8 protein-coding genes are annotated in these 12,118 nt (G+C 59.5%); all 8 read right to left on the bottom strand.

Annotation, left to right across the window (positions count from 1 at the left end; all coding sequences use genetic code 11):
• Positions 1 to 94: 94 nt before the first annotated feature.
• A complete protein-coding gene (locus tag CJZ98_RS16105; RefSeq protein WP_198537896.1) occupies positions 95 to 547 on the bottom strand; it encodes a DUF4145 domain-containing protein in 453 nt (150 codons plus the stop codon).
• Entirely contained in the window at positions 537 to 3,653 is a 3,117-nt protein-coding gene (locus CJZ98_RS16100; protein ID WP_094592139.1) for a type I restriction endonuclease subunit R, read from the bottom strand. Before CJZ98_RS16100 ends, CJZ98_RS16105 begins: the two co-directional genes overlap by 11 nt.
• Positions 3,650 to 4,528, bottom strand: coding sequence for a GIY-YIG nuclease family protein (locus tag CJZ98_RS16095; protein ID WP_094592138.1), 879 nt, complete (start codon positions 4,526 to 4,528; stop codon positions 3,650 to 3,652). Before CJZ98_RS16095 ends, CJZ98_RS16100 begins: the two co-directional genes overlap by 4 nt.
• Positions 4,525 to 5,895, bottom strand: a complete 1,371-nt coding sequence (locus CJZ98_RS16090; protein ID WP_094592137.1) for a restriction endonuclease subunit S — start codon at positions 5,893 to 5,895, stop codon at positions 4,525 to 4,527. The genes CJZ98_RS16095 and CJZ98_RS16090 overlap by 4 nt, the downstream gene beginning before the upstream one ends.
• Positions 5,892 to 7,991, bottom strand: coding sequence for a type I restriction-modification system subunit M (locus CJZ98_RS16085; protein WP_094592136.1), 2,100 nt, complete (start codon positions 7,989 to 7,991; stop codon positions 5,892 to 5,894). The genes CJZ98_RS16090 and CJZ98_RS16085 overlap by 4 nt, the downstream gene beginning before the upstream one ends.
• A gap of 56 nt (positions 7,992 to 8,047) precedes the next feature.
• Positions 8,048 to 8,398 carry a hypothetical protein gene (locus tag CJZ98_RS16080; RefSeq protein WP_094592135.1) on the bottom strand — a complete coding sequence of 117 codons (351 nt, stop codon included), beginning with the start codon at positions 8,396 to 8,398 and terminating at the stop codon, positions 8,048 to 8,050.
• 78 nt (positions 8,399 to 8,476) lie between these two features.
• Entirely contained in the window at positions 8,477 to 11,041 is a 2,565-nt protein-coding gene (locus CJZ98_RS18525; RefSeq protein ID WP_157911043.1) for a hypothetical protein, read from the bottom strand.
• Positions 11,042 to 11,484: 443 nt separating this feature from the next.
• Positions 11,485 to 11,868 (bottom strand): hypothetical protein, encoded by a 384-nt coding sequence (locus CJZ98_RS18515; RefSeq protein WP_232756556.1) that lies wholly within the window; start codon positions 11,866 to 11,868, stop codon positions 11,485 to 11,487.
• Between the last annotated feature and the right edge of the window lie 250 nt (positions 11,869 to 12,118).

Below are 12,118 nucleotides of genomic sequence, written 5' to 3'. Positions count from 1 at the left end.
GCTGTGTGCCTGGTGCGTTTCATGGTCGAGTCCCCGGCCCAGTCTGGCCGGATGAGGACTCTCATTCACCCTGGACCGGTTTCCGGGGTCCACGTCAGTTTCTTTCAGAAGCCTTCATGCCTTGCTGCTGCATCAAGAGGGGTTCAATGGCGGCCCACAGTGGATTGGCCTGGGCTTGCTGATACACGCGTGCTAAACGCTTTTGGTGGCGCTGATCGTCCAAGGACGGATCGGCGGCGCTATGGGCAAAGTCGTTGCGCACGCCGCGGACTGCATGCAGACCCTTCTCCACTGCGGCATCGATCAACCCCAGCCGTGCTGCCAAGGAGATCTTGGCGGCAAAGCTCCCCAGCGAGCGCTCCGGAGTGAACAGGCGTTCGTCGTCATCAGAGGTAGGGGCCATCACAGCTTTGAGCAAGTTCTCCAGTGCGAAATCGAGCCGGGCAGCACCCACTAGCACCACCCCACGGCCGCGCTCGGCCATCATCTGGATTACAACCGCCTGTGCTTGTTTGGCGGCCGTGAGGGTGAGCGCATCAGGCGGCATCGCGCAGGTCTTCGTAGAGGCCGGTTTGGTTCAGGAGGATGTCCTTGAGGCCATCGCGCACATCGGCAGAATTCAAGGCCTGGGCGCTCATCGTTTGATGGGCATCAAGGGCACTGATGATGGCATCCATAAGGGCATTGCCGAAATCAGGTGAGCTGGCGAACTGCTCCTTGCTATTGGCTGACGCTTGCTGCCGCAGGGTGGTGGACTCAAGCAACTTGCCGCGAATCACCGCCCGCACATAGGTGACCTTGTCCTCGTCGGTGAGGTCGCCGGTGAACAGGTCGTTGAGCTTGGCGATGATTTCGGACAGCAGGGCCTTGTCCTTGTCCTGCACGGTTCCGCCACCGGGGGCCAGCCCGGCCAGCTGCACCGCCTCGCCTTGGGTGAGATCGAGCTTCTTCTGACCCTTGTTCCGCAGCGTGTGGTGGGTGAGCACCACCTTGCTCAGGTCGACGGTCGGCATCTCCCGCTCAAACTCCAGCAGGGGCAGCAGCCGCTTGAAGACCATCGCCCGCTTCTCCAGGCCCGTATTGCCGTAGTCGAAGATCTGGCAGAGGAAGGTGTAGAAGCGCACGTAGGTCCCCATGTCACTTCGGAACAGGGTGAGGGCGTCCAGCTCGTCCTTCGCTGTTTTGGCGGCGTCGGGGTCGTTGATTTCCTCGGCATGCCGCTTGGCCAGGCGTGCCTCCTTGTAGGCGTGCATGAGTCGTTGGGCGACGGGCTCCAACGCTCCGATCAGCTCGCTCTGCTTACCGTTGGGGTCGAGCAGCACCTTCACCACGCGTTCAATCTCGAACTCGTCGTAGTGCCCCTGGCTGTCGAGCTTGGCCTTGAGGCTGAGGATCAGCTGGGGGTCTGTCGCCTCGGCCAGCTCGGCGGTTTCGTAATAGGCCTTGAATGCGGCCAGGATGTCGTCGGGTTCATTGGCAAAGTCCACCACGTAGGTGGTGGTCTTACCGGGGTGGCAGCGGTTGAGGCGGGAGAGGGTCTGCACTGCCTGGATGCCGGAGAGTCGGCGATCGACGTACATCCCGCAGAGCAGGGGCTGGTCGAAGCCGGTCTGGAACTTGTTAGCCACCAGCAGGATCTGGAACTCGTCGCCCTTGAAGGCTTCGCGGATGTCGCCCTTGAGGCCGGGGTTGAGGGTGCTGCTGCGCTCGGTGAAGGGATCAGGGCCCGAGTCGTCGTCCTTCACCTCACCGCTGAAGGCCACGAGCGTGCCCAGGGGGTACTGCTTTTCTCGGATGTATTTGTCGATCGCCAGCTTCCAGCGCACGGCTTCCTTGCGGGAGCCCACCACAACCATGGCTTTGGCCTTGCCGTCGAGCAGCGGCGCAACGAACTTGAGGAAGTGCTCAACGATAATCTGCACCTTCTGGGCGATGTTGTGCGGGTGGAGCTTCACCCAGCCCATCAGCTTTATCTTGGCGGCACTCCGCTCCACCTCCTCATCACTCACGCTCTGGCCGTCTTGAGCCAGGTGGAAGGCCATGGAATAGGAAGTGTAGTTCTGCAGCACGTCGAGGATGAAGCCCTCCTCGATGGCCTGTCGCATGGAGTACACGTGGAATGGCTCTGGCAGGTTTCCGTCACCCGCTGGTTCGTTGGGGTTCGGACGCCGACCGAACAGTTCCAGGGTCTTTGCCTTGGGCGTGGCGGTGAAGGCCACGTAGGTGATGCCGTTCTCCTTCACGCGGTCGGCCATCTGAGCCGCCAGCACTTCGTCCATTCCCACTTCGCCACCGTCGGCCAGGTCGGCTGCTTCTGAGGCACTGAGCACCTTCTTGAGCTTCTCGGCGGCTTGGCCGGTCTGGGAGCTGTGGGCTTCGTCGGCGATCACGGCGAATCGCTTGCCTTCGGTCGCTGTGAGATCTCGGACGGCTTCGAGGGCAAAGGGGAAGGTCTGAATCGTGCAAACCACCACCTTCTTGTCGCCACTCAGGGCCTGGGCCAGCTTGCCGCTCTTGCTGCCCTCTTCACTGGTGATCGAAGCCACCACCCCCTTCTTACGCTCAAACGATTCGAGGGCTTCCTGCAGTTGGGTGTCGATCACGTTGCGATCGCTCACCACCAGCACCGAGTCGAAGACCTTCTTGTTCTCAGCGTCGTGGAGCTCTGAGAAGAAGTGGGCGGTCCAGGCAATGGAGTTAGTTTTGCCCGAGCCGGCGGAGTGCTGAATCAGGTACTTCTGCCCGGGCCCCTCATTCCGCACGGCCTCCTGCAGCAGACGGGTGACAACCAGCTGGTGGTAGCGGGGGAAGAGAATTCGGGAGACTTGCTTCTTCTTGTTCCGCTCGGCAATGCAGTAGCGGCCGAGGATTTCAAGCCAGCTCTCTCGTTCCCATACCTCCTGCCATAGGTAGTCAGTGGGGTGGCCGGGGCCGTTTGGCACCGGGTTGCCAGCACCACAGTTCTTGCCGCCAGGGTCGCTGCCTTTGTTGAAGGGCAGGAAGACCGTGGCCGGCCCTGCCAGCTTCGTTGTCATGCGGACTTCGCGGTTGCTCACGGCGAAGTGCACCAGGGCACCGCTGGGGAAGCTCAGCAGGGGCTCAGGGGTTTTGCCGGCGAGCCTGGGCAGGCGGTCGGCCTTGTACTGCCACACCGCGTCTTCAATCGACTGGGTGTTATCGGTCTTCAGTTCAACCGTGGCGACCGGGATGCCGTTGAGGAAGAGAACGAGGTCGATGCAGTTCTCGTTGTGCAGCGAGTAGCGCACCTGCCGGACGACCCGCAGGCGGTTGGCCTTGTAGCGGGCCAGGATTTCTGGGTTGAGGCCAAGGGCGGGCTTGAACTCCGCCAGCTTGAGGGCCTTGGGAAGCCCCATGACCTCGATGCCGTTACGGAGCAGGTCGAGTGTGCCTTGCAGGTCGAGCTGCTCGCGAATGCGTTGCAGCAGGTTGGCTTCGGCCTTGCTGCCGTTCTTCTGCCTGTAGGTGTCCCAAAGCTCCTTCTGCGACTCCTCAAGCCAGGCGATGAGGTCTGGCGGGTACAGGGCCAGCTTGCGGTTGTAGTGGGCGGCGGCGCCGTCCTCGTAGAGCCAGCCGTGGCTCCCAAGGTTCTCGCAGACCTCCTTTTCAAAGGCGACTTCGAGGTGGACGCTCATGGGTTGCTGACCTCTGGCTCCCGAATCAACTGATGCAGGGTCTGTCCCTTGTCACTTTTCCACTCCATCCACCCATTTGCTCTCCGTCCGAGCAACGCAATGGCGGCACCGCTAGGTGCTTTAAACAAGTGGTCTTTCGGGAACACCAGTCCGCCTTCGTCGTCGGGCTGCATGACTCCAGCATCGAGGAGACGTTGTCGCCATCGGGCATTCGACTCTCCTATGGAAGGGGCATTACTTAGTCTTCCAATAGAACCTGCCAAAACCACAAAGCCCTCCGCTGTATAGAGGCCTTTGCCTTCAACACCTGCTGAGGGACTGCGAAGATAAAAGTAGGGTTCTGGCGTATTACCCTGCTTCAGTTTTGACAAGGCGTCGAACAGCGGGTAGCCGAGACTTGAGAACAAGATGCTCCCCGTTTCAAAAACCTCCAGGCACTCCGCTTCCAATGGTGCTGGGGTGTGGGGGCGGGAGCCGCTGTTGCCGTTCTCGTCGGCAAAGCGACCGGCGCTGCGAATCTGCTGGAGGGCATGCCACTCCAGGAACAGGGCGTGGGTCTGCGTGAGGCTGTTGGTCTTAGAGACAAGAACCAGGGCTCGTTCCCAGAAGTCCTTCGTCTGGTTGTGGGTCGTCAGGCGAGCACGGAGGTCACCGGATTGCCCGACGTACACCAGGCGCTCTTCATCTTCGCCGCCTTCCCCAATGAGAAAGTAGACGCCCACCTGAGAACTCTGTTCCATGGCCAGGAAGCTGCTCAGCAGGCTTCGAGGCACCTCGATGACCTGGACAATCCGGGTGGTGATTTCGGCAATGCGAATGCCGTGAGGCTCGCCGCTCGGGAGAAAGATTTGGATGGTCTTGGGAGTGGTGGTCACTGCTCGCTACCCTCCGCTTCCACCAGTCCTCGCACATCTATCTGGCCAGTTACAGCTGCAGAGATGAGGGCTGAGCGGCGTTCTTGCAGAAGTTCTATGAGGCGTTGCTGCTGAGTAACAAGGGAGTCAGTCTTGCCACCTTCATGGTCGAGGAAGTTTGCAATCTCCTGCTGCTCCTCAAAGGGTGGATACGCGACCTTCTCGTCAAAGTACTGCTGCTGGTCCAGATTTTGAATACCAGAAGTCTGCTTGATAGACTTTGTGTTGATTCTTAGTGAGTAAGCGGAGTAATGGGCATACCTCCAGAATGAAGGGTTCATGTTTTTGTTGAGCCGCATTCTTGCCACGAAGTTCGAACAGACAGAGGGACTCTTGCCGACATACAAGACTGCTGCCCCAACGGGCTGCTTGTCCCCGCCTCCCGACTTTTCGAGTAGCAAGTCTCCATTGCGGAGGCTGCGTTGTTCAATGTCTCTGTCACTGACATTGCGAATAGTTGGCTCGTCGGGCTCTCTTGCTTCAAGACGATGCCGGTCAAAGTCTGCTACGCGAATACATATCACGTCGTTCTCATCATTACTTGCTTCGTCGCCCCACACGCCATTCGTGCAGCTTTCGATAGACAGCTTGAATCGATTAACCAGCCAATGCTCCGGCACCTCTCCCAGCCACTCCACTCCTGAGTCCTTCATCGGTGCGTTCGGGTTCAACCCCTTTGTCACCGCATGTGAGATGACCGACCGCCTTTTCTCTTGAAGCAGCTCTATCAGGCGTTGCTGCTCGGCAATAAGGGCGTCAATCTTGGCGGTTTCGCGGTCGAGGAAGCTGGCTATAGCAATCTGCTCTTCAAGGGGTGGCCTGGAGACCGCAAGCCTTGGAATATCGTCCATGCTTATATTCTTCTGCGTGTTTGATGTGCAGAGAACGTCTATCTGTGATTGCGATGCTGTAGATTTCAGGACTTGCTCGTAGAACTCTGGGCTTGAGAGTGGGCTGTTGATACGAATGAGCGCAAGTGGAGACCATATACTGAAAGTTGCATCTGTCTTGACTCTTGCTATCTTCCCCGTCGATGCCGCCTTGCCCATCAATATGTCATTCCTCTGCGGTTGAGCTTTCTTCCGATACTCTTCGTGGTCTTTGCAGGATATGTGCCGACAGCCTTCAAAGCTAAGCTCTCCCTCTTGAATGCCATCTACAGAGAGAAATGGAATCCCTTCGTCAACGAACTCAGGTGTGGTGTGGGGCCCGTCGGTTATTCGACACTTAAGCACGTTCTTTAGCCGGATGACCTCCCAGTGCTCGGGTATGTCACGTATCCATTGCACGCCACTGTCTTTATAAGTTGGGTAACCAGGAAAGCTCATGCCGACAGCCCCCCAATCATCTCCAGAATCCGGTCGGTCACCTGTTTCAGCTCAGCGTCTATCTCCTCCAGTGGCCTGGGCGGTGTAAACACGTAGAAGTGCCTGTTGAAGGGAATCTCGTAGCCCTTCTTGGTCTTGGTGTGGTCAATCCAGGCGTCGGGCACGTGAGGCAGTACTTCTCGCTCGAAGTAGGTCTCCACGTCCTCTGACAGCGGCACATTCTCCGTGTCCCTCAAGCTGCTGTCGGCCTGGGGCTGCCCTTTTGCCTTGCCACGCTGCCCCAGAACGACGTTCCCAGCGTCATCCCTCAGCGGCCTCTCGACCGTAATGGTCTGGTAGCCGAAGTCCTCGTTTCGGAAGACTTTGCTGATGGGCTTGCCGTCCTTCTCCACCTCCTCGAAGTGCCCGAACAGCTTCGTAATCTCCTCAATGTGCTCTGCGGCCAACTCCTTCCGCTTGCTGCCGAGACTCTTCCGCATTTTCTGCCAGAAGCCGCTGGCATCAATCAGCTGGACCAGCCCCTTACGGGGCTCAGGCTTCCGGTTGCTCAGAATCCAGATGTAAGTGCTGATGCCCGTGTTGTAGAACATGTCCGTCGGGAGGGCGATAATCGCCTCCAACAGGTCATTCTCCAACACGTACCGGCGGATTTCACTCTCGCCTGAGCCTGCTCCCCCAGTGAACAGTGGAGAGCCATTGAGAACGATGCCGAAGCGACAGCCGCCGTCCTGGGCGGGCCGCATCTTGCTGATCAGGTGCAGCAGAAACAGCAGGGAACCGTCGCTCACTCGTGGTAGGCCAGGGCCAAAGCGACCGCTGTAGCCCATGAGCTCCGCTTCCCGCTGAACCTCTTTCTGAATTTTCTTCCACTCCACCCCAAACGGCGGGTTGGAGAGCATGTAGTCGTACTTCTGCTCCGGCAGCTGGTCGTCCGAGAGGGTGTTGCCGAAGCAGATGCTGTTGATGTCCTGCCCCTTGATGAGCATGTCTGCCTTGCAGATCGCGTAGCTCTCCGCGTTCAGTTCCTGGCCGCTCAACACCAGGCGGGCTGAGGGGTTATGGCTGACCAGGTGCTCCTCAGCCACGCTGAGCATTCCGCCTGTTCCCGCTGTGGGGTCGTAGAGGCTGCGGACGATGCCGGGTTGGGTGAGGGCCTCGTCGTCTTCGATGAAGATGAGGTTCACCATCAACTTGATCACCTCGCGGGGCGTGAAGTGTTCCCCGGCTGTTTCGTTGGACAGTTCCGCGAACTTGCGAATCAGCTCCTCGAACACCAACCCCATCTCGGCATTGCTGACCGTTTCGGGGTGCAGGTCAATCTGTCCGAACTTCTCGGTGACCATGTACAGCAGGTTGGCCTTGTCGAGGCGGTCCACCTGGAGGTGGAACTCAAAGCTGTCGAAGATGTCCCGCACGGCCGGGCTGAACGCCTGGATATAGCTCCGCAGGTTCTCGGCGATGTTGTCGCCATCACCCATCAGCCGCTTCATGTCCAGCGGCGAGGTGTTGCAGAAGTTGAGGCCCGCCTTCCGCAGCAGGAAGGGCTCGGGGTCCAGTCCCTGGCCCTCTCTCAGGGCCTTCTCCTCCAGTACCGCCGCCTTGGTTGGCTCCAGAACGCAGTCCAGTCGCCGCAGGACCGTGAAGGGGAGGATGACCTTGCCGTAGTCGCTCTGCTTGTAGTCGCCCCGCAGCAGGTCGGCGACGCTCCAGATGAAGACAGAGAGGTTCTGTCGGCCGCTGGGTTGTGGACCCATCGGTTCGCTGGTTCGAGCGAGCTTCGCGTCAGCCGGCTGGCTCCCTCCAGCATTCTTCCTGGTCTTTGACGGCTGGGCCGGCGCCGCCCGTCCATCACCGAACGACACCGTGCCGCCATAGCCACGGCCGCTTACCAGCTTCCCGCTGGCCAGCAGGCCAGCCTTCACGGCGTCATAGGTAGTTTCATCCCAGCCAAGTAGCTCCCTCAACTTGCGATTACCTGCAGATCCCCCGAGAGCTTCCAGGGCTCCCAGCAGCTCCTGCTGCTGGTCGTCGCTCTCATCGGCGCCTCCAGGGGTGAGGCCGGGAATCTGTTCGGTGCTGAGGTCAGCGGTGTTCATCACCAAGAAAAGCGGGGTTGAAAGATAGAGAAGGGTTAAAGGCGCCAGCCAGGCCTTCAGGCGTTGTTGGTCATTGTCAGATCGAGCACCGTCCAGCTGGTGCTCCACACCGGCCCGCAAGCCATCCCATAGGTGGTGATCTCAAAAGCCACCCATCCGGGCTGCTCCACGCTGGCCAGAAAGCCGGACACATCAAGGCCGTCATCCTCCTCATCTTGCCGGTCAAGGTAGGCCTGCCACAGCGGCTGCAGCTCTTCGGCTAGCGCCAACGGTTCCTCCGGCACCTCGCAGCACCAACCGCCACGGAAGGCAGGTGTGAGCGGTTCGCCGCTCTCGCCATAGACCGGCTTGCCCGTGGCGGGACAGAAGAAGTTCCAGTGGGGGCGGTCCAGCTTGATCAGCTGCATGGTGCGGTGTTGCGTCCTGGGAGAAGTCTTGAGGAACCTGGCCCGAACAGCAGCGCCTCACGTGCGAAGGACCACTGCTCATGTCGGACAGCTGGTCAGGGGCAGCAGACGTGTCTGTTCTTGCTCCATCAGGAGTGCGCGATCCACGTGATACCGATAGGTGTGGTCACTCGGGCGATGCCGAGTCGGACCAGGCATCCGGTTACCAGTGAGGGCTGCATAACGCCCAAGGGGCAGCGGTAAATAGGCATCCGCGTCATAGAGGCGATCCAGTTGACCTGTTTCCTCATCCGTGAAGCCAAAGGGCCACAACCCATCAGTAGCAACGATCAGCGCATGCAACGCCACCCGGTTGCGATGGCAACTGCTGAATTCCTCGTTGCGCACAGGATCGAAACTATGCCAGCGGCGCCTGCCATAGGCGCTGGTTTCGGCCTCGATTTTCAGGCTGATTGGCGCTCGGTACCGTTCAGGCAAAGGCTGAGCCGGTTTCCAGTGATAGTCCGCTCCGCGGCGGCCACAAACGCGATCAGGGAGTCGCCGGCCTCGCAGCCCCGTGGGCCAGGTCGCCGCGTCACTCGGTAGCGGCTCCTCCAGAGTCCAGGTGCTTGTGGTGGGGGATGGGACCCAGTCCCTCTGCTCCACCAGGGGCAAACCGGTCGCCGCTGCGAATCCCTCCACATCCCCTGAGAAACGCCACCCCCGCGGAAGATCTGCGCAAGCCGGCATCACCGACCGCACAGTCAGATCCAGTTGATGGGCGCAGGCCAGCACAGTCATCAGACCTCGGGCGGAGAGCAGACCCACCAACTGGGAGCCACCGCGATCCAGACGCACGAAGCGCGGATCCACCGGTTGGATGCGCCAGCGACCATTGCTGCGTTCCAATCCCTCTTCGAGCCAACCGCCTTCACACCAGGCCCGCAGCACCGCTTCCGGAAATCCGGGCCATTCGTCGGGCTTGTTGCGGAGCTGTGCATACAGCTGTGTGAAATCACGCCGAGGTATCGAGCCACGCCGCTGGAACAGAGCCGACAGGCTCTCCAGCATCTGCTGCTCGAACAGGTGATTCACGGAGTAGTCGCCCTGGTTCATCCGCTGCCATGCCCAACTGAGCGATGGTTCCAACGGCACCAGCTGTGGTTCTGGCGACGGTGGTAGGGCGATGTGCCCCAGGGGCAATCCCCAATCCTCACGATGCTCGAGCGGTTGAACCCGCCGAAAGCGCACGGAGACGGGCAGCGCACTGAGGCGGAGCATGCGCTCCAGGCTGGTGCCATCGGTGAGTGCAGCCCGCAGTCGTGCTGGGCCATTGGGCAACTGCAGCAGACCCCGAACCTCAGACTCGGGCTGCCAGAGATAACGATCTTGATCGGGACCAGCAGCGTTGAGTTGCTCGTAGGGCAGAGTGCGTCCATCGTCCAGCTCCAACTGCACGGCTTCCACTTCCAAAGATGGAGGCACCGTCAACAGCGGCAAGCCCAGACCAGTGGCCAAGTAACCCTGGCCCTCCACCATCCGAACACCACCTCGGGTGCTCAGTCGTGGCGCCAGGGAGCGCCCTGGGCCGGCATGGCGGAGCAGCTGCAGTAAGACCTGCTTGACCTCAGCGGAGTCGAGAACAAATCCCTGCCAAACGTCCTCAAGATCCCCATCCAGATCGAGGGGCAACGTGCTGGCTCCAGACTCCTCAAGGGCAGTGGCACGGCTTTGTTCGATCAGCACATGGGTGGCAGCTGCGACCTGATCAAGCTGAATGAGGCGCAACAGTCCCAGTTCAGGATCCTGAGCAAAAGGCAGTACACCTTTCTCCAGCCACGACTGAAGCCCCGCTAAGGGAGCTGTCGAAGCCCTGATCGCCAGCAGGCCCGCTTCTACCGGGGCATAGAGCTCGTCCTCCGGTTCCTCAGGTACGAGCAGGCCATGGCCGGGCAACCAGTCGGAAGATGCCTCAACGCTAAAGCCCTCGGGGATTGGGCTGCCCTTGCTGTGGAGTAACAACAGGCCATAGGCGTAGTCGAGATCCTTGAGCAGCAGAGGGCCTGTCGGAACAGGCGCCGCTCTGACAGGCCGATCTTCTGGAGTCGGCTCCGATGGTTGAAGCGGCTCTTCAATAGCTTCGGATTCAGGCTGAAGAGTGGGTTCAGGGGTGGGAGGTAAAGCGGACTCAAGCCCTTGCGGAGAGCCATGTGGAGCTGAAGGCAGGTCTCCTGCAGGGACAGCCTCTCGGCCAAGCAACTGCATCGCTCTGGCCTTCGCCTCGCGCAGCTTCAGAACGATGGGTAGCAAGCGTGCAAGTCTCACCACCCAATCAGAGAGTTTCCAGCCGCCCGGTTCCTCAACAATGGCGGCCGTCTGATCCAAGCCAGTCTCAAGATCCTTTACGATCCTGATGACGCTTTTATTCAGCTCATGGATTCGGATCCGCGTTTCCGTCTCCTCGCGCAGTCCAACCTCTAGCTCTTGCAGTTGCTGTTGGAGATCAAGAATCAACTTGCGCCGGCGCTTGTTGTGCCCCTGAAGCGAGCTGCGTGATTGATTTGCCTTGACCAACTTCTTTCGACACAGCAGATAGGCCTCCGACAGTTCACTCGGCTGTGGATCGGCCGGCAGCATGCTGAGATCGTCGGGATCAAGATCCATGGCTATCTCTCTGGTGAGTGGTCAGATCTTCAATCAGTGCAAGCAGCTCAGCCTTAGTGAAGGCCTGAAGAGGAACTGGGGGTGCATCCACGCCCTTGGCCTTGAGCTGAGTGATCATGAGCGCTTTACTCATGCGCGAATATCCTCGGATTTCATGCTCCCTGCAGAGGCGCTCAAGGAGCTTGCGCGGCTGGCGTTCATAGCTCGGTGCACCCTGTAAAAGGCGAGGGGACGTAGCAAGCTCCCGGGGGGACAAGGGATCCTGCTGCCCACACTCACTTGCTTCCTCCTGCGCCAGGAGCTCGCGAGTACGCCGCAGGTGGCGATCCACAGACCGATAGATTCTGGCATCACTCTTTGCAAGCTCCTGGCTAGCCGCTAGAAAAAGATCAGCGATCGATCCAGCTGAGCCCACGACAGGTCTGCTTAGATTTGCCGCATCATCATCCATCTGTCGATCCATCTCCAGGAGATACTGATCCAGAACGCAGCTGCTTAAAGGCACGCCATCGCTTGACGAGGCTCTTCAGCCTCTCAATCAGCACACCAAGGCGTGTGCGAGGTATCTGATGAGCCATCGTGACGACATCAGTGGCATCATCCGCAATTCCTTCAATCTCCTGCAGTGCGCTCAGGAGCTGATCGTTCATTGCATGCAGTTGGATACGCGTTTCGGCTTCCAAGGCCAGGTCACTTTCTAGCTTCTCCATCTCTGCACGCACCTCTATGATCATCCGCTTCTTCTCCTCTAACTGAGCCCTAAGGACGTGCCGAGCCACATTGGCACTCTTCAGTGTCTGAAGGAGCTCTGGATACAGCTGCGCCAAGTGTTCCTGCCTGGGCCTGATCGGAAATTCGGTGACCGATCGAAATGGCGGGATCTCATCCCCACTCTCTGAAACTGGTAAAAGCTGCGCCATTAATCAGAGAGCAATAGAGAGAAAACAGGATGCCGCCACGACACGCTTTAGATCGGCGCTGGCCGCGTCCCTTCGCGTGGTGTAAATCCCGAGGCCCGAATGCCCTGATCAGAGGTTGAACAAGGTGGAATGACGAGCTGTCATTCCGGAGGTGCGG

Source organism: Vulcanococcus limneticus LL (genome assembly GCF_002252705.1).
Lineage (GTDB): Bacteria > Cyanobacteriota > Cyanobacteriia > PCC-6307 > Cyanobiaceae > Vulcanococcus > Vulcanococcus limneticus.
This window is presented reverse-complemented; position numbering and strand designations above follow the sequence as displayed.

Bases quoted from the DNA above. Each gene is read 5' to 3' on its own strand.
- CJZ98_RS16080 (WP_094592135.1), bottom strand. From the start codon at position 8,398: ATGCAGCTGATCAAGCTGGACCGCCCCCACTGGAACTTCTTCTGTCCC.
- CJZ98_RS16085 (WP_094592136.1), bottom strand. From the start codon at position 7,991: ATGAACACCGCTGACCTCAGCACCGAACAGATTCCCGGCCTCACCCCT.
- CJZ98_RS18525 (WP_157911043.1), bottom strand. From the start codon at position 11,041: ATGGATCTTGATCCCGACGATCTCAGCATGCTGCCGGCCGATCCACAG.
- CJZ98_RS16090 (WP_094592137.1), bottom strand. From the start codon at position 5,895: ATGAGCTTTCCTGGTTACCCAACTTATAAAGACAGTGGCGTGCAATGG.
- CJZ98_RS16100 (WP_094592139.1), bottom strand. From the start codon at position 3,653: ATGAGCGTCCACCTCGAAGTCGCCTTTGAAAAGGAGGTCTGCGAGAAC.
- CJZ98_RS16105 (WP_198537896.1), bottom strand. From the start codon at position 547: ATGCCGCCTGATGCGCTCACCCTCACGGCCGCCAAACAAGCACAGGCG.